Origin of the sequence: Sphingomonas anseongensis (assembly GCF_023516495.1) — a bacterium.
In the GTDB taxonomy this organism is placed as follows: Bacteria; Pseudomonadota; Alphaproteobacteria; order Sphingomonadales; family Sphingomonadaceae; genus Sphingomicrobium; species Sphingomicrobium anseongensis.
Map to the genome: position 1 here is coordinate 543,457 of NZ_JAMGBC010000001.1, position 23,190 is coordinate 566,646.

The window sequence follows — 23,190 nt, forward strand, 5'->3', positions numbered from 1 at the left end:
AACGCTCCCTAAATATATGTTCCATCTTCACTTTCATTATCCGATTGAGGCTCCGGGCCTTCCGCCTGCCGGTCCGCCAACTTGTCCACGTCGAATGCGATCCGCACATGCGTTCCGCCACCCTGGCGGTCGAGGAAAGCGATCTCGCCGCAATGCTCCTCGACGATCTTCTTGACGATCGCGAGGCCAAGCCCGGTCCCGCGGACGCGCGTCGTCATATAGGGCTCGGTAAGCCGCTCCCGGTCGGCCGGAAGGCCGATTCCCGTATCCATCACGTCGATGATCAGCTGGTCGCCGTCGCGGCGAAGGCGCAGCTCGACGCGGTCGCCGCTGAGATGATGCTCGCCCCGGCTACGCCTCGATTCAATGGCTTCAACGGCATTCTTCACGACGTTCGTCAGCGCCTGACCAAGCTGGCGGCGGTCGCAGATCATCGGGTAGTCGCCCGTCGGCGGCTCAAGCAGGAACTTGATTTCGGGATGCGCAACCTCGTGCAGGAACAGCGCCTGCCTGGCGATGTCGTGGACGTTCTCGCTGCGGAACACCGGCTTCGGCATCCGCGCGAAGTTGGAGAATTCGTCGACCATTCTCCGAAGGTCGCCCACCTGCCGGACGATCGTGCCCGTCAGCCTGTCGAATGTCTCCGGATCCGATTGAACCTCTTTGCCGAAGCGCCTTTGGAGTCGCTCGGCTGCGAGCTGGATCGGGGTCAGCGGATTCTTGATTTCGTGCGCGACGCGACGGGCGATGTCTGACCAAGCCGCGCTCCGCTGGTCGGACAATTGGTCGGTGATGTCGTCAAAGGTCAGCACGGCGCCGTCCTGGTAGCGAACCCGCTTCACGGCGAGGGTGCGGCGCCCCGCCCCTGCCTCGACGTCGACGTTCGCCTCGCGTTCATCGCCGTGCATGAATTCTGCCAGCTCGGGCGACAGCTTCGAAAGGGCGGTGCCCTCGAGGGTTTCCTTCTCGGGCTTGAGAAGCGCGGCGGCCGACTTGTTGCTGAGCAGAATCTTATTCCGCGCATCCAGCGCGACGACGCCGGCAGTGACGCTGGACAGCACCGCCTCGATGAAGGCGCGGCGGGTATCGAGCTGCGTGTTCGCGGCGCGGAGCTCTCCCGTCTGTTCCTGAAGCCGGTCGGTCATCTGGTTGAACGCATGGGCAAGCGTCTGGATTTCGTCCTCGGTTCGAGTGATCGGGACTCGCGCCGTGAAGTCGCCCTGCTCGATCCGGCCGGCGGCCTCGGCGAGCTGGCCGACCGGACGAACCAGCCGGTCGGCGAGACGCATCGCCGCCAGGATAGCGAGCGCGACGATGAGCAAGGCGCCAAGGAGGAGCGCGGCATTGAACCGCAGCTGGTTCACGCGCGATCGGGCAAGAAGCGCCTGGTAGTCATGGAGAACGGCGTTAGCCCTGTCGATTTGCGCCTGGAAATCGGGATCGAAGACGCGTGCAGCGTACAAGTAGGTGGTCGGTCCATAATTGAGTCGGGTGAGCGCGCCGATCCTGTCTGACGAATTCACCGCGACAGTCTCTTTCGTCTGAAGGGCCGCAATCTTGTCGGGCGTGATCACTCGGTCCAGCGGGCGGTCGTAGGGATTGACCAGCACCAGCGTTCGGATTTGTTTATCGGGGCCGTAGGTGAAGATGATCGCCTCCGAGAGCTCCCGTTGGTAGACCTGAACCTTCGAGAACGCCTCGACGAAGCGTGGATCATCGATCGGAACCTGCTCCAGATAACCGGCGAGGTCCTTGCTCATCGCGACCGTGTTTGCCGACACCCGCTCGACCTCGTCATTGTAGGTCTCCCGAGCGAGCTGCACGGAATTCTCGAGCATGCCGCGAGCGCGGTCGGAGAACCAGAATTCCAGGCCGCTTTGGAAAAGAAGCGAGGCAAAGATCGCCACGAGCACGGTCGGAACCGCCGCGATGACCGAGAATTGGGCGACGAGCCGGGTGTGCAGCCGACCCGAACCGACCCCTCCCCTCTCCGCCCGCTGCATCGCGATCCGCCGAGCCAGAAGTACCATCAGGGCGATGGCCGGAATCAGGTTGGCGATCAGAAGCGCTGCGATCAGTGGCGCTTTCAGCAGTGATCCGGGTCTCGCGGGTCGCTGGAGCAGCCAGATGCTGAACGCGACAGTGGCTGCCAGGACCACAGCCGTGACAATTGCAGCATAGCGGTAGAATCGGCCGCTTTCGCGCTCGCGGGCCAGCCAGCTCCCCTTCTGCTCTCCGATTTCCGATTCGGTCGCGGCCACGTCCATCAGTCTTGCCGTAGCACGCACCGTTGCAGAAACAACACAGTTCAGGCGAGCCGGGCTTCAGCTTGGCGCTGCTTTTCGTCCCTCAGCCGAGCTTGACGTGCCGGGTCGGCCGAGACTCGCCTTTGCGGGGCGCGGGAGGGCTCGCCAGATGCTGGGCCATGATGGCAACGGAAACGGCGAAGATCGCGGAGATCGCCGCCGTGCGGAGCGGAAAGTCCACGACGCTATGCGCGAGGATCGTCGCCGTCACGATGGTCGCCGCGCGCGAATAAGGTGTGCTTAGCGGCGACGTCCAGATTCGCGCGGCTGCAACCACCCACCAGGCGAGGAACAGGATGATCAGGGCCATGCCTGCTACGCCGAGCTCCAGCACCAGCTCCAGATAGTCGTTGTGGGCGTGGTTCACATATTGGTTCGTGACCAGCGAGGGATCTTCGTAGTGCGAATAGACCTGTTGGAACGTCCCCAGGCCGGTGCCCGCCGGGAAGGTTTCGGCGATAGCCTTGCCGGTCGTGTTCCAGATCTCCGCCCTCGACGTCACCGATCCCGTTGCGCTCGCCTGAATTGCCGTGGTTCCGATCGGCTTGGTCGCCAGCAAGACGATTCCGCCGAACATCGCCACCGCGGCGACCGGCAAGGCGATCCGCCGCCAACCGGCGGTGGCCGGAAGAAGTGCGAAACTGGCGAACAGGACGGGTAGCGCCAGGCCGTAGGCGGCGAAGGACTGGTTGAGGCCGATTCCGACCATCAGGGTGACCACGAGCGCGCCGGCGGTCGCATAGCGCCCCGCGGCCGACCGGCGGTCCGACTTTGCCGAGGCCAGAAGCGCGGCGGCCATCGGGATCGCGACCAGCAGCAGCGTCGCCATGTGGTTGCGATTGGCGAAGAAGCCGACGGCTCCGGCGCTGTTGATCTTATAGAGATAGGCCCAGCTGTTCGCGCCGCTCGAAACCTGAATTGCGCCGAACAGGATTGCCAGGATCGTTGCAGCGACGACGGCCAGAGCCACCCAGCGCGGATCCGGTCTCAGCCTCATCACCACTACGAAGGTCGCAATCGCCGGGATGGCTGAAAACAGCGTGAGAAGAGAAGTATAAGGTGCCTCGGATATCGGCATGGCTGGCGCCGGATAGCCGAGCGTGCGGAAGCCTTCTTGCAGAGCTTCCCTGCCGGGAAGCGACGTCCACAGGGATGCCGGCAGCGGGACCAGCTGCACGAGGACAAAGGCAAGCCCGGCAATGAGAAGTCCCGCGATGAGCATCTGAGACCGGTCCGGCGGCTCCCGCTCAGCTTCATTGAGAGCGGCGAGACCAAGTAGTGCGATCCCCAGGAGCTGAAGCGCCAGGTTCGCCCATCTCCCCTGCGCGCTTCCGCCCACGACGATGCAGAGCAGCACGTAGCCGCCGAGGATCAGCGAGAGCGTCCGGTTGCTCATGCCCCCACCCTCTGGATCCGCGCGGATCCCATCTGGATGTCGGTGTCCTTGGGAACCTCCTGCAGATGGCCGCCAAGAGCGAGCGTCTGCGCAGGGCAGCCAGTGGGAATCGTGAAGGGCGCCGAAGTCCCGCTGGCCACGTCGAGCTGCATCAGCGGCGACTTCGCTCCCACGCAGGTCACGGTCCAGACGAGAGCGCCGGCGGCCGGGCTTCCGCTGACTGCAACAGCGAACCGATAGCTCCCCGGCGCGAGTAGCAGCAGTTGCGAAGCCAGCGGCGCGTCCTGCCGGCCATAATAAAGCACGCGCAGCCGGTCCTTGTCAGGTTCGGCGAAGCCCGCCGGGCCCGAAATGTAGGTCCAGTTGAACGGAGGGGGAGCGCCGGTTTTGTTGAAGTCGCCGTTGTACAGAAGCGGGGCCGCGCCTTTCGGCAAGCCGGCAAAGGCACGCCACAGGTCATAGGCTTGCTGGTAGGCCCCGGCTGACACGAAAGCCCTGAGCAGCTTCTCCTTCCACCGGTTGGCCTCCTTGTCCGTCGACCGGACGTCGGATCCGGCGAGGTCCAGCACCAGCCCTGCGTTGGCACGATCCGAAGCGAGCGCGTTCAGCAATGGCCGCTTGAGCTGCGGGTTCGTCTTAAGGATCCGAGCGAGCCTATCCGGAGCGCCCGGCGACTGCGCATAAGCCGACAGCGCGGGCACCAGCTGAACGGACGCCTCCGGAAAAAGGCGCGAAAGGACCGCCATTTCAGTAAGACCTTGGACGACCTTGCCCTGCCTCAGCCACACGTCCGCGAGCAGATAGCGGGCTGCGTTCGAGCGCGGGTTGCGAAAGCGCGCTTCGGTCAGGAGAACCTCAGCTCGAGCCATGTCGCCCGCCCTCTCTGCCAGAGCGCCCTGGACCAGGAACGGTTCTGGCTGCAAAGGCGACAAGCCCGCAGTGGCCTTGAGCGAATCCAGCGTCTGCTGGTCGGGGTTCCCTCCCGTAGCGGCGGATCGTCCCACTCCCCCCATCGCGTTCGAAAGCAGCGCGAACGGGCTATTCGGCGCAAGCTGCGATGCAAGCCTGGGGTTGGTTTCGGCGATGTTCGATGCGACCGACAGACGCACCACCTCGATTGCGAGAAGCGCCCCGACGACAAGCGTTGCCGCCGCCCCTGCCAGGCTTTCCTTTCGCTGGCCCTGCTTACCCATTCCCATGACCATAGGCATAGCCATAGCCGTAACGATTGCCATAGCCATAGTGGTGACGGCGCTGGAACCGGGGGTGGTTGACGATCGGCCCTCAGACCGGCTGCGCTTCGCTTTCTGATGTCTGGATCAGCCAGCGCTTCGGCCCCTCGATCGCCAGCGCGGTCAAAACGCCGGTGCAATAGGCGCCCGTGTCGATTCCGATTCGGTTGGTGGCGACGTCGACAGCGTTGGTTATTGTGTGGCCGTGGACGACGACAAAGCCATGATCGGTCGGATCGCTAAGGAACGGGTCGCGAATCCACCTGAGGTCCGACTGCGCCTGCTCCGATAGCTCGACCCCCGGCCTGATGCCGGCGTGGACGAACAGATAATCGCCGAACGTGAAGCTGTCCGCGAAGTTCGCCAGGAATTCCCGATGCTCGGGCGGAACGGCAGCCCTGATGCTGGCGACGATCTCGTCATCCGGCTTGTTCTTGAGATCGCGCGGCTCGATGCCGTAGCTCCGCAACGTTTCGGCGCCCCCGAAGCGCAGCCAGCTGGAAAGCGTCTCGAGGTCGCCGTCCAGCACACGGAGCATGACCTCTTCGTGATTTCCCATCACGAAATGGGCGGTGGCTCGAGGATGCGCGTAGGTTCGCAGCCGTTCGACCACCTGCGCTGAGGCCGGCCCACGATCGATGACGTCGCCAAGGAAGATGATGCTGGTCTTCGCTTTCGGGTGCGCCTCGATGTCAGCTTCGACCTGCGCGAGCAGGCTGTCGAGAATGTCGAGGCAGCCGTGAACGTCGCCGATCGCATAGGCGCGGCGGCCGCGCGGGCCGGCCGGCTTGGCCGGACGCGAGAAGAAGAGTCGACGGCTCATCCCCTTTCGTCTCCGTCGGATGAAGTTGCGGTCTTACCCACCTGGTTCCTCTCTTACTCGTTCAAGCGCGTGCGTATCGGCGAAGCGTCTGCCGATTCCAACTGCGCATCACCGCCGGGCTGAGTCGGCATTCGAACGGCGAATCATCCGAATCGGCCATTACTATTACCACGGCGCGCGGGGGCTCTGCGTGATCCATCTAGTCGAATTTCCGCCAATCGACGGTTTCCCGGACCGGGCTGTCGACGGAAGCGCACGATAATTTCCCAACTCGCCAAATGCACCCCTCCTGGACCGTGCCAGGCCCCGGCAGCTTTTTTAAATGCTCGGCTAAATAGGCGTAATTTCAAACGCTTTGCCGTCACCGATAAGCGGGCCCCGCCTGATGCAAATGGTGACGTCATGGCCTCGGCGGGCCCCTGAAAGGGGCGTCAGCCGGCCCGCCGCGCACCCGCGATTTCATTTAGCTTGCGAAATTTTTGATTTGGGTTTTGCTTTATGTCCGTTTTGGTGGCAAAAGCCGCCGTTCTGGCAAATACGGGAGTTCCAGATGAACTGGGGAATCCGCGGTTTTGTGTTGGCTGCAGGGGCGGCCGCATTGATCTCTACACAGGCCGTCTACGCGGCTCCTCAAGCACATCGAGCTGTGGGCGTAGATCCACTCGTCTCGTTGAGCGTTCTCGGAACGACTCAGTCGCGCGCCTCGCTTGTCGCGGCGGCCGCGGTGGTCCAGGACGCTCCTCCGGCGGTTCAGACCTGCCCGGATGGAAGCGTCATTCCGGTTACAGCGACCTGCTCACCGCCGCCGGGCCCGCCTCCGGGCCATGGCATTGGTGCACTTCCGCTCGTTCTCGGGCTTGTCGTGTTCCTCGGGCTGGTGGCTTTGATCGCGTCCGGAAACGGAGATAGCCACGGGGATTTGACTCCGGTCAGCCCTGATTAATTCCTGATTGCACGCAAGGAACGGGGCGGCCCTTGGGCCGCCCTTTTTCTATGTGCTAGCCGCGCTCGCCGCCGCTGCGCTGCGTCGGCGGATTGGTCGACTGCGGAGTGAACGTCGTCACCTGGTTGCATGAGCTGGTGAGGGCGATCTGTTGGCCGGCGTGGAATGGCTGCGAATAAGGCCAGCACTCCTGCCCGCCGTTCGCGCTCAGACACAGCATGTTGTTTGCCGCAGACCACGTTCCGGGCACGGTCGTGCCGCTCGGGGTGCCAATCGTTGCCGTGCCGTCAGCGTTGAACGTGATGCTGTTCATCACGCCGTTGGTCTGAACCTGCACGGTCTGGCCCGCAATCTCGGAGCCCGGCGCCCACGCCACGGCCTGGGCAGCGACCGCGGCGATCGGAGCGGCAGCTGCCGCACCAAAGAAAACGGCTTTGAACAGCAGTGACTTCGTCATCGCGCGGCTCCTTCCGGACTCCTGAAGTGGATGCGGCACAAACCATCCATAACGGACATGGTTTCCCCGATGTCGCCAATTTGCCGGAAGTGCGGCGGATTGCTGCTCCTGCGTCTTCGAAAAACGGTCGCTTTAGATTTTGCGCAACCGAACCGCCGCTGCGGCGTTCTGTCCACTTCGGAGGCTTTCGCCCCCACTTTGGCCAGAATGGGGTTTTCCATGGCACGATTCCGCACGCTTGTTCTTGCTGCAGGAGCAGCAGCGTTGGTCTCCGGTCAGGCAGCTTATGCCGCGCCGTCCCCCACAGCGCCGAGGATCGATCCGCTCGTTTCGCTGAGCGTTCTCGCTTCCGCGGCTTCGCAGGCTGCTGTCTGCGCCGGCTCGACCGCTGCGGCCGCGGCAGCGACGGCCGCACAGGGTGTAGCCCCCGGATGCGTGCTTCCCGTCACGACTCCGCCTCCAGCGGCGGTCGGCGAAGTCGCACCTCCACCTCCGCCGCCGCCAGCACCGGGAACGGGAATCGGTACTCTACCGCTGCTCCTCGGACTGGCTGCGATTTTGGGGGTCGCCGCACTTCTGCTCTTGAGCGACGACAACCACAATGGCGACATCACGCCGGTGAGCCCGGCCTGATTCGGTGACTTTCGCTTGAATGGGGCGGCCCTTCGCGGCCGCCCTTTTCTTATGCGCTTGGAGCGACGAGCGCGAAACGCGGGATGTCGACGTCGAAGATCGATCCGTCCTCGTCCACCATCCGGTAAGTCCCGCTCATCGATCCGCCCGCCGTGTCGAGCGGGCAGCCCGAAACATAATCGAAACTCCCGCCAGGAGCGATCAGCGGAGTTTCTCCGACCACGCCTTCGCCATGGACCTCATGAATGGCGCCGCGCCCGTCGACAATGCTCCAGCTTCGCGAAAGCAGCTGCACCGATAGGTCGGAGCAATTCTCGATTCGTATGTGATAGGACCAGAACCAGCGGTCGAGCTGCGGGTTGGACTGTTCTGCCAGGTAACTGACGGCCACCCTCACCTTGATATCGCGAGTCACGGCGACATTGGGGAACAGCACCGCAAGCGCGTCGGAGGATGAAGCCATCAAAATGAAGGTAGGGGCGAGTGCTGGCTCGCACAAGCTGTCTAGCGCGCGGCCCGCGCAAGGCGGTCGAGCAGCCTCGACCGGCTATCCTGGAGAGCCTCCACCCTGCCGGTCAACAGCTCGCCGAACAGCTGCCGCGACGACCGGTTGAGGGCAGCAAGTATCTCACTCCATCCCGCCGGCGATTGGCCTTCGATGAAGTCAGTTTCGGGCCGCGCATAGCCGACCTCGGCGACCAGCAATTGCTCGAACCGCACCAGCGCCGAACTCCAGCCGATCGCCGACGGAGCGGCTTCGATCGCGTCTAGCAGGCCGCCCATCGCCTGGTAGAGCCGCGGATAGGGCTGTCTCTCCGGGAGCGCGGCCGTGACGAGCGACGTTACCCAATCGATCCCCGCCGAAGGAAGCGGCTCGCTGAGGATAGGCGCCCGGCTTTGGACCAACTCGACCGTCGCCTGCGGAAGCTGGTTTTCGGTTCTCCAGCGGAGCTGCGCGGACACTGTGTTTCCGGGAATAAGGATTGGCCGCACTCGCCGCCCGCGCCCGCCGCGAACATAGGCCGCAACCATCCCATGGTCGGGGCTGAGCATCCGGACGATCGTCCCGTGCTCGCCGTGGCCCCTGACCCCGCACACGATCGCTTCAGTGTCGATCTGCACCAACAGCCTCAGGCGCCAGGGTGGAAATGGTCGTAGACCTGGCGTGCGATTGTTTTCGAGATTCCCGGCGCCCGTTCAAGGTCCTCGAGCGCAGCGCCCTTCACGGCGCGTGCCGTCCCGAAGTGCATGAGAAGCGCCCGTTTGCGGTTGGGCCCGATGCCCGGGACGTCGTCCAGAGTGGACGTGGTGAGGCTCTTGGCACGCTTCTGCCGGTGGGTGCCGATAGCGAATCGGTGCGCCTCGTCGCGAAGCCGCTGAAGGTAGAACATCAGCGCCGAATTGGGCGGGAGCGTCAGTTCTCGACCGCCGGGCAAATGGAATATTTCGCGGCCGTCGCGGCCATGATGCGGACCCTTGGCAACGCCGACGATCGGGACGTCGTGGACTCCCATTTCCTCCATCACCTCGCACACTGCCGACAGCTGGCCCTTGCCGCCGTCGATGAGCACGAGGTCTGGCCACTCTCCGCTCGCTCGCTCCGGGTCTTCCTTCTCCAGCCGCGCGAAGCGCCGCTCGAGGACTTCGCGCATCATGGCGAAGTCGTCCCCAGGCGCGGTTTCGGGCCGCTTGATGTTGAACTTGCGGTAATTGTTCTTCCTGAAGCCCTCAGGGCCAGCGACGATCATGGCACCGGTGGCGTTGGTGCCCATGATGTGGCTGTTGTCATAGACTTCGATGCGCTTCGGCACTTCGGGGAGGTCGAATGTATCGGCGAGCTCGCGAAGGACCCGGGTCTGGGTCGCGGTCTCGGCCATTCGCCGGTCGAGCGCTTCCTCGGCGTTCCTGCGCGCCTGGTCGATCAACCTCGCCCGCGCGCCGCGTTTCGGCTGCTCGATTGAGATCCTTCGCCCTGCCCGCTCGCATAGCGCCTCCTCGAGCAGCTCGCGGTCGGGAAGATCACGGTCGACCAATATCCGCTTCGGTGGCGGCACCTCCTCGTAAAACTGGACCAGGAAGGCGGAGAGCACTTCTGCCTCGGGAATGTCGTTCGTGTGCGCGGGGAAGAAGGCGCGATGACCCCAATTCTGACCCCCGCGAATGAAGAAGGCCTGGATGCACACTGCCCCGCCCTTGCAGGCAAGCGCCATCACGTCGCCGTCGCCAAGCCCCTCGGAATGCACCGTCTGGCTGCCTTGGATGTAGGTCAGCGCGCGCAGGCGATCGCGATAGACGGCGGCAAGTTCATAATCCTGCTTGTCCGCGGCCTCCGCCATCGATCGTCCGAGCCGTTCCTGGACACCCGTCGAACGGCCGGCCAGGAACGCCTTCGCGTCCTTCACGAGCTCGGCATAATCGCTTTCCGAAATCCGCCCGACGCAAGGCGCCGAGCAGCGGCGGATCTGGTAGAGCAGGCATGGCCTCGAACGTGTTTCAAAAAAGCTGTCGGAACAGCTTCTTAGAAGGAATAGCTTCTGAAGCGCATTAAGAGTTCGAGTGACCGAACCGGCGCTTGCGAACGGCCCGTAATATTGCCCTTTCGCCCGCCGCGCCCCGCGATGCTTTTGGACCCTTGGAAAGGCGTGGTCCTCGCGGAGCAGGATGAAGGGGAAGCTTTTGTCGTCGCGGAGGAGGACGTTGTACGGCGGCCGAAAGCGTTTGATCAGCTGCGCTTCGAGAAGGAGCGCTTCGGCCTCGGTGCGGGTCGTGATGATGGTCATCGACCGAGTCTGCGACACCATGCGCTGCAGCCGCTTGGGTAGCTTCGCGACCTGCGTGTAGTTGGTTACGCGGTTCCGGAGCGCCCTCGCCTTGCCGACGTAGAGCACGTCCCCGCGCGCATCCTGCATCCGATAGACCCCCGGGCGCCTCGGCAGGGTCTTCAGGACGTCGCGAATGGCCGCCACGCCCACCTCCAGGTCGGGCTTGTCCGCACCGCGCACGGCATAGGTCGCCTGCTCTTCGTTGAAGCGCTCGGCGGCATTGGGCTGGTCGGGACGATCGGCCGGAGTACGGTCCATCAAGCCGATGTAGGCGATGCTGTCCCGTTGCGGGAGGGCTTAAGCCGCCGCTTTGGCCTGCTCCTGTTCCGCCAGCATCCACTCGACGGCAGCCCGGGCGTGGATCGCCGTCGTGTCGTACACCGGAATCACGTTCGCTCGAGTGTCCACTGCAAGCACAAGCTCTGTGCAGCCCAGCACGACGGCCTGGACCTTGTGACGGGCAAGCTCGGCAATCAGCGTCTTGAGCTTGCGCTGGCTGTCGCGGATCACCTGCCCGGCTGCGAGCTCTTCGAAGATGATCCGGTCGACCTCCTGCATCCACTTGGGATCGACAGAGGCGAGAGCGATCCCTCGCTTCTCGAGGCGTTCGCGGACGTAGGGCTCCGTCATGGTGAAGCGGGTACCGAGAAGCGCGACCCGGCTGACCTGGTCCTCCACCAGTTTTTCCGCCGTCGCGTCGGCAATATGAAGCACCGGGACCCGCACGGCCGCGGCGACGGCGCTATAGGCCTTGTGGCCGGTGTTGGAGGCGATGAGCAGGCCGTCGGCGCCGGACTTGGCGAGCGATTTCGCGGCATTGATCATGATTCCCGCGACGCCATCCCAGTCGCCGGACAGCTCCAGCTCTGCAAGCGGAGCAAGATCGAGGCTTTCGATTGCCAGCCGGGCGCTGTGAAGACCGCCGAGCCGGCGTGCGACGCCGCGGTTGATATGGTCGTAATAGAGCGCTGTGGACGCCCAGCTGGTGCCGCCGATAATCCCAAGCTTGCGCAAACCTGCCTCCCTTCCGGCCGCACCCCCACCGGCGACCGGCTGGGGGCTTTAACCCAGATGCGACTTCGACGCTGAACCTGCGACTCAGCGCTCGCCCGACTTTCGGCCATATCGCCTTTGTCGGCAAGCCGCCTGAGAGGCGAAAACTGTGCGTCGATTGACGTCACTTTTCAGGCAGAGGAAAGCACTGTGATGGAAGAGCAATCGACCGGCGCAGTGCTTTTGGTTCGACCAGCCGCGTTCGGCTTCAATGCCGAAGCCGCGAAGTCGAACGTCTTCGCCCACGACGCGCGTGAGGCCGGCGGTGAAAGGCGGGCACAGGCAGAGTTCGACCGGCTTGCGACGAAACTGTCCGCTGGCGGTGTCGAAGTGCTGGTGCTCGAAGACAGCGCCGAGCCGGCGAAGCCCGACGCGGTGTTCCCGAATAACTGGGTATCGTTCCACGCAGACGGGACGATGGTGTTGTATCCGATGGCCACCCCACCCCGACGGCTCGAAAGGCGAGTCGAGGAGGTCAGGGCGCTCGTCGATAACGCCGGGTTCCGCGTGAGCCAGGTCATCGATCTCTCTCTGCACGAGGAGCAGCGGCAATTCCTGGAAGGCACGGGAAGCCTCGTCCTCGACCGCCCCCGCCGCCGCTCTTACGCAAGCCTCGGCCCGCGAACGTCTGCTGAGGCGATCGCCGACTTCGACCGGCAGCTGGGTTATTCCACCTTCGCCTTCGACGCTCGCGATCCGGGGGGGCGCCCGATCTATCACACCAACGTGCTGCTGAGCCTCGGGACGCGCTTCGCAGTCCTCTGCCTCGAAGCCGTCGCGCCGGAACAGCGCGCGCCGCTGGTGGCGGAGATCCAGGAGAGCGGCAGGAAGATCGTCGAGCTAAGCTTCGCCCAGCTTCGCCGCTTCGGCTGCAACCTGCTCGAGCTAAAGGGCAAGCGAGGCCCGCTAATCGCCATGTCGGAGAAAGCGCGGTCCAACCTACGACCGGACCAGCTTCGCGCGCTGGAGCGCTTCGGCGAGCTGCTGGCGGTGGACATCCCAACGATCGAGGCGGTCGGCGGCGGGAGCGTCCGCTGCATGATCGCGGAAGTTCACCTGCCCCGGCACTAGCCGAGGGATTTTACGATTTCCTCGACCATCTTCTTCGCGTCGGACAGCAGCATCATTGTGCTGTCGCGATAGAAGAGTTCGTTGTCGACGCCCGCATAGCCGACGCCGCCCATCGATCTCTTCACGAACAGCACGGTCCGCGCCTTCTCCACGTCGAGAACGGGCATTCCGTAGATCGGCGAGCTCCTGTCGGTCTTGGCAGCTGGATTGGTGACATCATTGGCGCCGATCACGAAAGCGACATCCGTCTGAGCGAACTCGCTGTTGATGTCCTCGAGCTCGAAGACTTCGTCGTATGGCACGTTGGCCTCGGCCAGCAGCACGTTCATGTGGCCCGGCATCCGTCCAGCAACCGGGTGGATTGCATATTTTACCCGGACGCCCTCTTCCTTGAGCTTGTCCGCCATCTCCTTGAGCGCGTGCTGCGCCTGGCTGACGGCCATTCCGTAGCCGGGAACGATGATGACCTGGTCGGCCTGCTTCATCAGGAAGGCGGCATCCTCCGCGGATCCGCGCTTCCACGGCCGGTCGATCGCCGCTGCGTCCCCTCCCCCACCGGAATCGGTGCCGAAGCCTCCCGCGATCACCGAGATGAAGCTTCGGTTCATCGCCCGGCACATGATGTAGCTTAGGATCGCGCCCGAGCTTCCCACCAGCGCCCCAGTGATGATCATCGCGCTGTTGTGGAGGGTGAATCCCATCGCCGCTGCGGCCCAGCCCGAATAGCTGTTCAGCATCGAGATCACGACCGGCATGTCGGCCCCGCCGATGGGGATGATCAGCAGGAAGCCGATCGCGAAGCTGAGCCCCATGATGGTGAAGAAGACCCAGGGGTCCTGGTTCTGCGTGAAGTAAGCGATCAGAAGCAGGATGGCGGCGAGGGTCGCAAGGTTGATCACGTGCCGGAGGGGCAAAAGGATCGGCTTGCCGCTCATGTTTCCGTTGAGCTTCAGGAAGGCGATCACGGAGCCGGAGAAGGTGATCGCGCCGATCGCGACGCCGAGGCCCATCTCGATCCGGCTGACGGGATAGATGCTCATGAAGGACGGCGTCGCAATGGGCGTGATCCGGATGGCGATTCCGAACGCTTCCGGATTGAGGAATGCCGCCGCGCCCACGAGTACTGCCGCCATTCCGACGAGGCTGTGAAATGCCGCGACCAGCTGCGGCATCGCCGTCATCTGGATCTTACGAGCCGTGACGAGGCCGATGCCGCCGCCGATCACCATCGCGCCCAGGATCTCGAGCAATGTCGTCAGGTCCAGTTCCTGGTGCCAAATCCTGGGCGCTTCGCCAGGCCGTGGCAGCAAGTCGGAATAAATGGTGCTCACTGGAGGATGGATGAGCAGCGTCGTCACGACCGCAATCGCCATTCCGATCATTCCGGCGCGGTTGCCGCGGCGGCTGCTCTCCGGGTTCGAAAGCCCTCGCAAAGCCAGGATGAAGCAGACTCCGGAGATCAGGTAAGCGAGAAGGACCCAGGCGGGCGTCGCCGCCGCCTCATGCATCCTTGCGCTCCTTCTTCTTGTACATGGCTAGCATCCGGGCGGTGACCGCAAAGCCGCCGAAGATGTTCACGCTGGCAAGCGCGACCGCGAGGAGGCCGAGCCATTTCGACGAGGCGCTTCCCGCCGCCGCGGCTGCGATCAGCGCTCCGACGACGATTACCGAGGAAATGGCGTTGGTGACGCTCATCAGCGGGGTGTGAAGCGCCGGCGTCACCGACCAGACCACGTAATAGCCGACAAAGCAGGCCAGGACGAAGATCGACAGGATCGAGATGAAGTCCATCGGCGGGACATTGCACAAGTTCGGCGCGCTAGGACAGAGGCAAGATTCAGCCCGCAGTTTCCGCCGTTCACCGGTTTAGAGTTTCCGATTTCCTAACCTTTATGCGCGCATGTGCGTGACGTGCACACACGTGACCTCGACCGGACGGCGCCAAAGCCCTGGCGGACCCTGCTTTGGATCGCCATTGCGGGGCTGATCTTCGGCGCCCTTGGCCTTGGCGAAATCGGCGAGGACGTCCTTCGCACCGGACGAAACAGCCTCCACTGGCACAAGGCGAGCGGCGACATCGTCGTCGTGAAGATGGACGATGCGTCGAACCGCTTCGTCGGCCGCGTACCGCCCTGGCCGCGCCGCTATTACGCCAAATTGACCGACGAGCTCACCCGCGCCGGAGCCAAGCGGATATTCTTCGACGTGAAGTTCTACGGCGCGACCGACCCAACCGATGACAGGATGTTCACCGAATCCCTGACCCGGTCGGGACGCGTAACGCTTGCCGTTCGCGGCCCTTCGCGTACCAATTTCGAGGGCGAGTCAGAGGAGCTGCCGCTGCCCGCATTCGCGAGCCATGCTCATCTCGGAAGCATCAATTGGTTCTACAATTACCAGAATGCTGTCTGGCAGCTTCCCTACGCTACCAGCACATCGAAGGCGCCGCTGCCGTCATTCTCCGCTTTGCTGTCTGACCGCGCCGGGCCGCCGACGCGTTCGTTCACGGTCGACTATTCCGTCGATCCGCAGTCCATCCCATCCGTTTCCGCCGGAGCGGTGCTCGCCTCCAGGTTCCCTGCCGAGGTGGTGCGCGGCAAGGACGTGATCGTGGGCACGACCACTGACGCCGGCGGGGACATGTACTTCGTTCCCGGCGTCGGACAGATGGGCGGCGTCTTCATCCATGCGCTCGGCGCGGAAACGCTCAAGGCCGGAAGGCCGATCGACCTCGGGTGGTTGCCCCTCCTGCTGGCGAGCATCGCCTCCGCCGCGTTCGTTCTGTTCCGCCGTGTCGACCAGCACAAATTGCTGTTGATGGGCATCGCCGCCATCGCCACGCTGGTGGGACCGGCGGCCCTGGAGGCGCGGCTGATCTTCGTCGACGTAACTCCGGCTTTGCTCGTCCTTGCGGCGACCAGCGCCCTGCTGCTGCGGGGACGGTTCAGGAAGCGCGGCCTGATCGACCCGGTTTCCGGCCTTCCGAACCTGACCGCGCTGAAGTCGGCCCGCGGTACCCGCGACAAGGCGCTGATCGTCGCTCGCATCCTCAACTATGCGGAAATCGCTGCGACCCTTCCGACATCGTCCGAGCGCCAGCTCGTCGAACAGATCGTCTCGCGCCTGTCGGTCGGCGCTCGCGACCGGACCTTCTACCAGGGCGATGATGGGATCTTCGCGTGGTTCGACGAGCCGGGGAAACCGTTTGGGCACCACCTCGAAGCGCTGCATGCCCTCTTCCGCACGCCGGTCCGGGTCAATGGCATGGCGATCGACCTGTCGATCAGCTTCGGCGTCGAGATCGGCAGCGGGCGGTCTATCGCTAACCGTCTTGGAAGCGCGCTTCTTGCCGCCGAGCAGGCCGCACACGACGGGCTGAAATGGAAGTACCACGACCCAGATTCATTGCAGGATGCATCGTGGAAGCTGTCGATGCTCAGCCAGCTGGATGATGCTGTCGACCGCGGCGAGGTGTGGGCTGCCTATCAGCCGAAGGTCGACCTCAAGACGCGCAAGATCGTCGGGGCCGAAGCGCTGGCTCGCTGGACCCACCCTGAAAAGGGCCCCATCGCCGCGGCGGAGTTCATCGCGGCCGCCGAGCAGAACGATCGAATCGGCAAGCTGACCGCCTTCATGCTCGACGGTGCGATCTCCGCCGCCGCGACGCTCAACAAGGGCGACCACCACTTCGACATGTCGGTCAACCTGTCGGGTCGCCTTCTCAGCGACAAGGCGCTGGTCGGCCGAATCGCAATCCTGCTGGAGCGGCACGGCCTTGATCCCAGGCACCTGACGCTCGAACTAACGGAAACGGCGGCTCTTGCCGGCAGCGGCGAGGCGCTCGAGATGCTCACCCAGCTCCGCGAGCTCGGGCTTAACATCTCGATCGACGATTACGGGACCGGTTTGTCGACGCTCGAATATCTGAAGAAAATCCCGGCGAGCGAGATCAAGATCGACCAGAGCTTCATCAAGGGCATGGTCGACAATCGAAGCGAAAAGCTGATGGTCAGCTCTACCATCGCCCTCGCCCATTCGCTCGGCCGGCAGGTCGTCGCCGAAGGCGTCGAGACTCGAGAGGCTCTCGAGCTTCTCGCCGAGCTCGAGTGCGACATCGCCCAGGGCTATATCACCGGCAGGCCGATGAGCCTTGAAAGCTTGCGCCGCCGGCTCGCTTCCGAGCGCCGCTCCAAGGTCGCCTAGCCTCAATCTGATCCAGTAACGACGTGTCCCGCCCCGGGAAGGCTCACGGTCTGACTTTGGTTAACGAGTTGCTAACCTTATTCCTTAAGGTTAATGTTCTCGAAGCTGCCGAATCGCAGTTTGAAAAACCGGGGTGAAGACATGAACAAGAATTTGCCTGCTCGCTGGAGCTTCTGGACTTGGTTGCTTGGCGGCGGACAGACCAACGGCGGGTCGAACGGCTAAGCCGACCCTAGTTCAATTGCGAAATAGGGAAGCGCCTGCATTTGCAGGCGCTTTTCGTTTGTGTTGAAGATTTGCGCGATTTTGTGGTGAAGTCCGCTGCGATGCTTACCCAGGCCCTTGGAAGCCTCCGCGTGCGGGCTCCCACACCCGGCCTTTTCGATATCACGGAGAAGGTTTCAGGCTGGCTCGACTCGCAGCGAATCGCGGACGGGCTTTTAACCCTCTTCTGCGCTCACACCTCCGCATCGCTCGTCATCCAGGAGAATACGGCGCAGGCCGCCCGCCACGATCTGGAACGGTTCTTCGAGCGAATCGCGCCCGAAGACCCAGCCCTCTACACGCATAATGACGAAGGGCCGGACGACATGCCGGCCCATATCCGAAGCGCTCTCACCCAGACTGAGCTGACGATCCCGGTGCAAGCCGGCGCAATGGCGCTCGGCACCTGGCAAGGCATTTTCCTGTTCGAGCACCGCCAATCGCCGCCCGACCGGAGAATTGCGCTTCACCTGATCGGAGAAGGCGAATGAGCCTCGAGTCGGTGCGGGCATGGCTGGCCGAGCACGCACCCGACCTGCCGGTGATCGAGGTGGAATCCACGACTGCGACGGTCGCAACCGCGGCGGAGGCCTTGGGTGTTGAGCCGGGGCGAATCGCGAAAACGCTCGCGGTGAGGGCCGGCAACCACACCTTCCTCGTGGTCGCCCGCGGAGACGCGCGCCTCGACAATCGCAAGTCCAAGGACGAGTTCGGCGCGAGGCCGAGGATGCTTGGTTCGGAGGAGACTCTCGAGCTGACGGGCCATCCGGTTGGCGGGGTCTGCCCGTTCGGGCTGAAGATCGCCCTCCCCGTCTATCTCGACGTCTCGCTTCGCGCCTTCGACACCGTCTTTCCCGCAGGCGGCTCGCTCAACACATCGGTGAAGGTGAAGACCGACCGCCTGTTCGAGCTGGTGGGGGAACGCTGGGTGGACCTATGCCGGCTGCCGGAGCAACCTGCCGGGGGATAGCTCGTCCGGAAGCACCCCTTCGACAGGCCAGGGCGTGCCAGCGATGATCGAGGCGACCGCGGCGCCCATCATCGGCGAGGTCTGCAGCCCGAAGCCGCCCTGTCCGGCAAGCCAGAAGAACCCGTCGGCGTCTGGAGCAAAGCCGGCTACAGGTTTCCGGTCGGGCGCGAAGGTCCGCAACCCAGCCCATTTATGGACGATCCGCCTGACCTTCATCGTCGTCCGTTCCTCCACGCGGTGCGCTGCGAGCGCGACTTCGTAATCGTCCGGCTGCGCGTCGCAGGGATCGCTGGCGACCTCGTCCATCGGCGAAGCGAACAATCGTCCTGATTCCGGAGCAAAGTAGAGCTCTTCGCCTACCGTCTTTGCGAACGGCCATGAGGATAGGTCCGAACCTTCAGGCGCGTCGAAAGTGATGATCGTTCGCCGCTTCGGCTCGACCCCGAGGGGGCGGACGCCGGCCAGCTCGGCCACCTTGTCGGCCCAGGAGCCGGCGGCGTCGACCAGAATCGGCGCCGAGAAACTGTCTCCCCGCTCGCTGACGACCGTCCACGCCCCTCCGGAGCGCTTGATTTGAGCGGCACGAGCCGAGGTGACGAGCTGTCCGCCGCTGGTGCGCAGAGTCTTCGCATAGCCCTGCAGCAAGGCGTGCGGATCGAGCCGAAGCCCGTTCCGGTCGACGATCGCCGACACTGCACCGCCCTCGCCCACCTTCAGCACCGGGCAGACCTGCAGGATTTCGTCTTCGCCAACCCGTTCGACCTTCGCAAACGCGGCGATAGCTCTGTCCAACTCGTCCAGCGCCGCAAGTTCATCCACTCGCGCATGCACAAAAACCGGCATCTGCCGGCCCAGCGGCACGTCACTGAAGCCTTCGGGCGGCTCATCGAAGAACCGGCGGCTTGTCAGGGTCAGCGCTCGAACCAGCGAATTTCCGAGCGCATAGTGGAGCATCGTCGCGCTTCGGCCGGATGAATGGTAGCCGATCGATTCCTCGCCTTCGAGCACGGTGACCGAAACGTGGGGCGAGAGCATTGCCGCCGCCGACAGGCCAGCGACTCCGCCGCCGATGATCAGCACGTCGCTGTTCAGGAGGAAGCCAACCTTTCGTTCACAACCTTGCCGCCGCGCGTCAGGCGGATCGCCTGAACGATTTCGTCGTCGTCTGGAAGTTCAGGTTCGCTCTTCTCTTTGTCCCAAAAGGCGCTGAGAAAATTGTATAAGTTTCGGGCGAAGAGTGCGGACGAGTCCGCCGCTAGCGTTCGCGCCAGATTCGGCGCGCCGATGATCGAGACCCCGTGCTTCTCGACGGTTTTACCGGCCTCGGTTCCCTCGACATTGCCACCCGCTTCGGCAGCAAGGTCTACGATTACACTGCCCCTGCGCATCGTCGCCAGCTGAGCATCGCTGATCAGGCGGGGTGCCGGCCGCCCGGGGATGAGTGCGGTGGTGATGACGATGTCCTGCTTGGCGATGTGACCGGACACCAGCTCGGCTTGCGCCTTCTGATATTCGGGCGACATCTCCGTCGCATAGCCGCCCTTCCCCTCGCCTTCGATGCCCGCGACATTCTCGACGAAGATCGGCTTGGCCCCGAGCGACTGAATCTGCTCCTTGGTCGCCGAACGGACGTCCGTGGCGCTCACCTGCGCCCCTAGGCGCTTGGCGGTGGCGATCGCCTGTAGGCCTGCGACGCCGACGCCCATTACGAACACCTTCGCCGGGCTGATCGTGCCCGCCGCGGTCATCATCATCGGGAAGGCCCGGCCGAATGCGGCCGCGGCCTCCAGAACTGCCTTGTAGCCCGCGAGATTCGACTGGGACGAGAGGACATCCATCGACTGGGCGCGAGTAATGCGCGGCATCCATTCCATCGCCAAGGCGACAAGGCCGGCCTTGGCATAACCCTCGACTGCCACCTTGCGCCGAAGAGGGTCAAGCTCTCCCACCAGAAGCGCGCCCCTCCCTGCGTCCTTCAGCGTTTCGGGTTCGGGTCCACTGACGCACAGGATCGCGCCGGCGCCCTTGAGCACGTCCTTGCGTGTCCCGATCTTCGCGCCCGCTTCCTTGAAGTCCTCGTCGGAGATGCCGGCTGAAAGCCCAGCTCCCTTCTCGACCGCCATCTCGGCCCCGAGCGCGGTGAATTTCTTCACCGTCTCCGGAATGGCCGAGCAGCGCGTCTCGCCGGGCGCCGTCTCCTTGAGGACCGCAATCTTCACGTCCGGCGGCGATCTAGCCGATGATCAGGAGAACGATGAACGCGACGATCAGGCACACGATTGCCCCCCATTTCAGGAGCGCCGTGAACCGCGAATAATCATCGACGTGCCTGCCTACCTCCTGCGTCGGAGGATTGGTCAGGATGGGTTCTTCGTCATGCGCCATTGATGTCCCCATTGTTTCGTGGCGGCGTGCATAACAAGCCGCTCCCGCTCCCCCAAGAGCCAATCGGCGCTTTAAGCCCGCCTTTACCGCTTGCGGCTACACCGATCCTCGAGGTGTAAGCATGCCCAATCAGCCGATCCGATCGCTGCTCCTGGTTGACGCCGACGCTGCAGAGCGCCGCCGGATCTCTGCGATCGCCTCGCGCGCGGGCTGGACCGTCATCGGCGCGGACGGGTTGGAGACAGCCGTGGCCATCCTTCGTGGCCCTTACGGCCCCGAGGTCAGAGTCGCCGTTCTGGGCAATTGGGACCCGGACGGAACGGGTGCAATCATCGACGCCCTCCGCTCCTGCCACGCGCAGCTTCCGGTTCTCCTTCTCGCCGACGAAGAGGCGCTGCCGCTCGCGATCGAGGCGATCCGCTCCGGAGCCACCGACTTTCTCGGGCGGCCGGTCGCCCCCGAACGCCTGCTCGAAGCCCTTGCATCCGCAGCCGACCGCCGCCGGCCAGCCGGCGAGCTCATGCCGATTGCCGAGAAGCTCGCCCACCCCCTCTCGCTCGACCAGCTCATCGGCGCGACGCCTGAATTCCGCTCATCGCTCGCGGTCGCAGCGAAAGCAGCCCGCAACCGCCTGCCGATCCTGATTGTGGGCGAGCCCGGCACCGGGAAGGAAACCTTCGCCCGCGCAATCCATTCCGCGAGCCTCCGCTCACGCTCGCCGCTGGTGACGCTCGACTGCAAGAGCGTGGCGTCGAACATCATCGACAGCGAGCTGTTCGGCCATGAAGCCGGAGCCTTCCCGGGCGCGTTCTCCGCCAAGAGCGGCAAGATGGTCGACGCCGATGGCGGAACGCTGCTCCTCGACGACGTTACCGCGCTGACCCCTTCGACGCAGGACGCGCTGGACCGCACGCTCGCCACCGGCGAAGTGCGCCCCGTCGGCTGCAACGGCAGCCATTCCGTCGACGTGCGCCTGATCGCAACCAGCAGCCGCCCTCTGGACGATAGCTTCGATCCGAAACTTCGCGAACGACTCGAGGGCACGGTCGTTCTGCTTCCGCCCCTCAGGCAGCGAAGCAGCGACGTTCCGGCGCTGGCACGGCACCTACTCACCCGTTTTGCTGAGCAAAGGCTGATCAAGCCGCTCACGATCGACAATGAAGCACTGACGGTGCTCATGCGCTACGGCTGGCCGGGGAACGTCCGCCAACTGGCGAGCGTGCTGCTGCGCGCGGGGCTGGAGTGCAGCTCGGCCTCCCTCTCGGTCGAGGATTTCCCGCACATCTCCACCCAGTCGCGATTCACCGGCCGCTCGACCGACGCGACGCCGAACCTCAGCCAACAGTCCAGCGACGCTGCGGTCAACGGCATGGGCGCGATCACCGTCTTCGACGGCGACGGCCACATTCGCCCGCTCGACGAGATCGAGGCAGACCTGATTCGCCTTGCGATCGGACATTATCGCGGCCGGATGACCGAGGTCGCCAAGCGCCTCGGGATCGGCCGGTCGACGCTCTACCGGAAGCTGGGCGAAATCGGCATCGACACCAGCGCCGCCTAGGCGCGGGGTGTCAGCGCCTGGTCGCGAAGGCCGCGCCAGATCTTGAGCGCCTGGACGGTTTCGGCAACGTCGTGCGCCCGAACGATCTGGGCCCCCTGCTCCGCCGCCTTCAGCGCAAGCGCCAGGCTTCCTCCCAGACGTTCCCCAGGCGGCGCTTCGTTCGACAGGGCGCCGATGCTCCGCTTCCGGCTCGCTCCGATGACGAGCGGACAACCTAGCGAATGATAGAGCGCGAGGTGGTTCATCAGCTCGAGGTTGTGAGCCACGGTCTTGCCGAACCCGAAGCCGATATCGACCAGGATCTTCGAGCGATCGACTCCGGAAGCCTCGGCTGCGGCGATCCGCTCCTCGAGCCACAGATAGACCTCGACGACCACGTCATCGTAGCGCGGGTTCTGCTGCATCGTCTCCGGAGCGCCCTGGTGGTGCATGAGGACGACCGGAACGCCAGCCGCGGCGGCGGTCTTCGCAGATCGCTCGTCATAGGTCAGGGCCGACACATCGTTGATCATCCGCGCTCCGGCGGCGACGGCTGCTGTCATGACGTCAGCCTTGCGCGTGTCGATCGAGACCGCGACACCGCCCGAGGCGAGCTGGCGGATCACCGGATCAATTCGTTCGATCTCGTCGCGCTCCCAGACCGACTGCGCGCCCGGTCGCGTGGATTCGCCGCCGACGTCGATGATCGCTGCCCCGGCCTCGCTCATTCGCGCTCCGGCGGCCGCAGCGTCGCCTGCATCCGCGAACTGCCCGCCGTCCGAGAAGCTGTCTGGTGTCGCGTTGACGATTCCCATCACCTGCGGCTGGTCGAGGCGGATGGTTCGATCGCCCAGGCTCAGCGGCGCTCTTGGGTTCGTGAGCCGCTCCCATTGTGTTGATAAATCATCGTCAAGCTGTGACTGAAGTTCTTCAATAGAAAGGAGGTTGGTCGAGGAGCGTCGGTTCCCATCAATTTCCAGCAGCTCGACCCCGGCGAACCAGTTGAGGCCGCCGGCGAGGCGCGCCACCTGGCCGTCATGGCCGAACGGTGAATCGACGAAGGCAGTCGGGCGGATGAGTGTTCGCATCGCT

The 23,190-nt window shown here is 64.2% G+C and carries 21 protein-coding genes; 6 read left to right on the forward strand and 15 right to left on the reverse strand.

All coding sequences use genetic code 11. From position 1 onward, the window contains the following. Positions 1-8: 8 nt before the first annotated feature. The 5 genes from LZ519_RS02755 to LZ519_RS02775 all read right to left on the reverse strand — a co-directional run bounded on the left by LZ519_RS02755 (position 9) and on the right by LZ519_RS02775 (position 7,157). Positions 9-2,267 (reverse strand): sensor histidine kinase, encoded by a 2,259-nt coding sequence (locus tag LZ519_RS02755; RefSeq protein WP_249867204.1) that lies wholly within the window; start codon positions 2,265-2,267, stop codon positions 9-11. Between the two features lie 82 nt (positions 2,268-2,349). Then, the gene (locus tag LZ519_RS02760) at positions 2,350-3,702 is read right to left on the reverse strand and encodes an O-antigen ligase family protein (RefSeq protein ID WP_249867205.1); all 1,353 of its coding nucleotides are present in this window, start codon (positions 3,700-3,702) and stop codon (positions 2,350-2,352) included. After that, positions 3,699-4,895 carry a tetratricopeptide repeat protein gene (locus LZ519_RS02765; protein ID WP_249867206.1) on the reverse strand — a complete coding sequence of 399 codons (1,197 nt, stop codon included), beginning with the start codon at positions 4,893-4,895 and terminating at the stop codon, positions 3,699-3,701. Before LZ519_RS02765 ends, LZ519_RS02760 begins: the two co-directional genes overlap by 4 nt. Positions 4,896-4,986: 91 nt before the next feature. Next, entirely contained in the window at positions 4,987-5,757 is a 771-nt protein-coding gene (locus tag LZ519_RS02770) for a metallophosphoesterase family protein (protein WP_249867207.1), read from the reverse strand. Between the two features lie 998 nt (positions 5,758-6,755). Then, positions 6,756-7,157, reverse strand: a complete 402-nt coding sequence (locus LZ519_RS02775) for a hypothetical protein (protein ID WP_249867208.1) — start codon at positions 7,155-7,157, stop codon at positions 6,756-6,758. Positions 7,158-7,376: 219 nt separating this feature from the next. On the opposite strand from LZ519_RS02775, the gene LZ519_RS02780 reads away from it, so the two are divergent. Then, positions 7,377-7,790, forward strand: a complete 414-nt coding sequence (locus LZ519_RS02780; protein WP_249867209.1) for a hypothetical protein — start codon at positions 7,377-7,379, stop codon at positions 7,788-7,790. Positions 7,791-7,839: 49 nt separating this feature from the next. On the opposite strand, the gene apaG is transcribed toward LZ519_RS02780, so the two are convergent. From apaG to LZ519_RS02800, 4 genes are read right to left on the reverse strand one after another with little or no spacing between them, the layout of a single operon-like run. Continuing rightward, positions 7,840-8,253 (reverse strand): Co2+/Mg2+ efflux protein ApaG, encoded by a 414-nt coding sequence (apaG, locus tag LZ519_RS02785; protein WP_249867210.1) that lies wholly within the window; start codon positions 8,251-8,253, stop codon positions 7,840-7,842. Positions 8,254-8,294: 41 nt separating this feature from the next. After that, positions 8,295-8,912: a DNA repair protein RecO gene (recO, locus tag LZ519_RS02790; protein ID WP_249867211.1), complete on the reverse strand. Its 618-nt coding sequence runs from the start codon at positions 8,910-8,912 to the stop codon at positions 8,295-8,297. An 8-nt stretch (positions 8,913-8,920) separates the two neighbouring features. Then, positions 8,921-10,870 carry an excinuclease ABC subunit UvrC gene (gene uvrC, locus LZ519_RS02795; protein WP_249867212.1) on the reverse strand — a complete coding sequence of 650 codons (1,950 nt, stop codon included), beginning with the start codon at positions 10,868-10,870 and terminating at the stop codon, positions 8,921-8,923. A 39-nt stretch (positions 10,871-10,909) separates the two neighbouring features. Then, positions 10,910-11,626, reverse strand: coding sequence for an aspartate/glutamate racemase family protein (locus LZ519_RS02800; protein WP_249867213.1), 717 nt, complete (start codon positions 11,624-11,626; stop codon positions 10,910-10,912). Positions 11,627-11,818: 192 nt separating this feature from the next. Here LZ519_RS02800 and ctlX point away from each other — a divergent pair, with 192 nt between their 5' ends. Then, the gene (gene ctlX / locus LZ519_RS02805) at positions 11,819-12,736 is read left to right on the forward strand and encodes a citrulline utilization hydrolase CtlX (RefSeq protein ID WP_249867214.1); all 918 of its coding nucleotides are present in this window, start codon (positions 11,819-11,821) and stop codon (positions 12,734-12,736) included. Here the strand turns inward: ctlX and LZ519_RS02810 are convergent. After that, a complete protein-coding gene (locus LZ519_RS02810) occupies positions 12,733-14,244 on the reverse strand; it encodes an NAD(P)(+) transhydrogenase (Re/Si-specific) subunit beta (RefSeq protein ID WP_249867215.1) in 1,512 nt (503 codons plus the stop codon). The genes ctlX and LZ519_RS02810 overlap by 4 nt on opposite strands. Further along, a complete protein-coding gene (locus tag LZ519_RS02815) occupies positions 14,237-14,527 on the reverse strand; it encodes an NAD(P) transhydrogenase subunit alpha part 2 (RefSeq protein WP_249867216.1) in 291 nt (96 codons plus the stop codon). The genes LZ519_RS02810 and LZ519_RS02815 overlap by 8 nt, the downstream gene beginning before the upstream one ends. A gap of 111 nt (positions 14,528-14,638) precedes the next feature. Here LZ519_RS02815 and LZ519_RS02820 point away from each other — a divergent pair, with 111 nt between their 5' ends. From LZ519_RS02820 to LZ519_RS02830, 3 genes are all read left to right on the forward strand, one after another. After that, positions 14,639-16,939, forward strand: a complete 2,301-nt coding sequence (locus LZ519_RS02820) for an EAL domain-containing protein (protein WP_249867217.1) — start codon at positions 14,639-14,641, stop codon at positions 16,937-16,939. A 326-nt stretch (positions 16,940-17,265) separates the two neighbouring features. Then, positions 17,266-17,694: a secondary thiamine-phosphate synthase enzyme YjbQ gene (locus LZ519_RS02825; RefSeq protein ID WP_249868842.1), complete on the forward strand. Its 429-nt coding sequence runs from the start codon at positions 17,266-17,268 to the stop codon at positions 17,692-17,694. Then, complete coding sequence (locus tag LZ519_RS02830) at positions 17,691-18,173, forward strand: YbaK/EbsC family protein (protein ID WP_249867218.1); 483 nt, start codon at positions 17,691-17,693, stop codon at positions 18,171-18,173. The genes LZ519_RS02825 and LZ519_RS02830 overlap by 4 nt, the downstream gene beginning before the upstream one ends. Here LZ519_RS02830 and LZ519_RS02835 read toward each other — a convergent pair. The 3 genes from LZ519_RS02835 to LZ519_RS02845 are packed head-to-tail and all read right to left on the reverse strand — an operon-like array spanning position 18,138 to position 20,558. Continuing rightward, positions 18,138-19,253, reverse strand: coding sequence for an NAD(P)/FAD-dependent oxidoreductase (locus LZ519_RS02835; RefSeq protein ID WP_249867219.1), 1,116 nt, complete (start codon positions 19,251-19,253; stop codon positions 18,138-18,140). The two genes, LZ519_RS02830 and LZ519_RS02835, sit on opposite strands and share 36 nt — an antisense overlap. An 8-nt stretch (positions 19,254-19,261) precedes the next feature. Beyond that, the gene (locus LZ519_RS02840; RefSeq protein ID WP_249867220.1) at positions 19,262-20,392 is read right to left on the reverse strand and encodes an NAD(P) transhydrogenase subunit alpha; all 1,131 of its coding nucleotides are present in this window, start codon (positions 20,390-20,392) and stop codon (positions 19,262-19,264) included. A gap of 13 nt (positions 20,393-20,405) precedes the next feature. Beyond that, on the reverse strand, positions 20,406-20,558 hold the full coding sequence (locus tag LZ519_RS02845; protein ID WP_249867221.1) for a hypothetical protein: 153 nt from the start codon (positions 20,556-20,558) through the stop codon (positions 20,406-20,408). A 121-nt stretch (positions 20,559-20,679) separates the two neighbouring features. Here LZ519_RS02845 and LZ519_RS02850 point away from each other — a divergent pair, with 121 nt between their 5' ends. Next, positions 20,680-22,119 (forward strand): sigma-54-dependent transcriptional regulator, encoded by a 1,440-nt coding sequence (locus LZ519_RS02850; RefSeq protein WP_249867222.1) that lies wholly within the window; start codon positions 20,680-20,682, stop codon positions 22,117-22,119. Here the strand turns inward: LZ519_RS02850 and folP are convergent. Beyond that, positions 22,116-23,186 (reverse strand): dihydropteroate synthase, encoded by a 1,071-nt coding sequence (folP, locus tag LZ519_RS02855; protein WP_249867223.1) that lies wholly within the window; start codon positions 23,184-23,186, stop codon positions 22,116-22,118. The two genes, LZ519_RS02850 and folP, sit on opposite strands and share 4 nt — an antisense overlap. Positions 23,187-23,190: the final 4 nt, after the last annotated feature.

What these genes read in the sequence shown, in the direction of transcription:
- LZ519_RS02755 (WP_249867204.1), bottom strand. Translation starts at nt 2,267, where the DNA reads ATGGACGTGGCCGCGACCGAATCGGAAATCGGAGAGCAGAAGGGGAGC.
- LZ519_RS02760 (WP_249867205.1), bottom strand. Translation starts at nt 3,702, where the DNA reads ATGAGCAACCGGACGCTCTCGCTGATCCTCGGCGGCTACGTGCTGCTC.
- LZ519_RS02765 (WP_249867206.1), bottom strand. Translation starts at nt 4,895, where the DNA reads ATGGGTAAGCAGGGCCAGCGAAAGGAAAGCCTGGCAGGGGCGGCGGCA.
- LZ519_RS02770 (WP_249867207.1), bottom strand. Translation starts at nt 5,757, where the DNA reads ATGAGCCGTCGACTCTTCTTCTCGCGTCCGGCCAAGCCGGCCGGCCCG.
- LZ519_RS02775 (WP_249867208.1), bottom strand. Translation starts at nt 7,157, where the DNA reads ATGACGAAGTCACTGCTGTTCAAAGCCGTTTTCTTTGGTGCGGCAGCT.
- LZ519_RS02780 (WP_249867209.1), top strand. Translation starts at nt 7,377, where the DNA reads ATGGCACGATTCCGCACGCTTGTTCTTGCTGCAGGAGCAGCAGCGTTG.
- apaG (WP_249867210.1), bottom strand. Translation starts at nt 8,253, where the DNA reads ATGGCTTCATCCTCCGACGCGCTTGCGGTGCTGTTCCCCAATGTCGCC.
- uvrC (WP_249867212.1), bottom strand. Translation starts at nt 10,870, where the DNA reads ATGGACCGTACTCCGGCCGATCGTCCCGACCAGCCCAATGCCGCCGAG.
- ctlX (WP_249867214.1), top strand. Translation starts at nt 11,819, where the DNA reads ATGGAAGAGCAATCGACCGGCGCAGTGCTTTTGGTTCGACCAGCCGCG.
- LZ519_RS02810 (WP_249867215.1), bottom strand. Translation starts at nt 14,244, where the DNA reads ATGCATGAGGCGGCGGCGACGCCCGCCTGGGTCCTTCTCGCTTACCTG.
- LZ519_RS02815 (WP_249867216.1), bottom strand. Translation starts at nt 14,527, where the DNA reads ATGGACTTCATCTCGATCCTGTCGATCTTCGTCCTGGCCTGCTTTGTC.
- LZ519_RS02825 (WP_249868842.1), top strand. Translation starts at nt 17,266, where the DNA reads ATGCTTACCCAGGCCCTTGGAAGCCTCCGCGTGCGGGCTCCCACACCC.
- LZ519_RS02830 (WP_249867218.1), top strand. Translation starts at nt 17,691, where the DNA reads ATGAGCCTCGAGTCGGTGCGGGCATGGCTGGCCGAGCACGCACCCGAC.
- LZ519_RS02845 (WP_249867221.1), bottom strand. Translation starts at nt 20,558, where the DNA reads ATGGCGCATGACGAAGAACCCATCCTGACCAATCCTCCGACGCAGGAG.
- LZ519_RS02850 (WP_249867222.1), top strand. Translation starts at nt 20,680, where the DNA reads ATGCCCAATCAGCCGATCCGATCGCTGCTCCTGGTTGACGCCGACGCT.
- folP (WP_249867223.1), bottom strand. Translation starts at nt 23,186, where the DNA reads ATGCGAACACTCATCCGCCCGACTGCCTTCGTCGATTCACCGTTCGGC.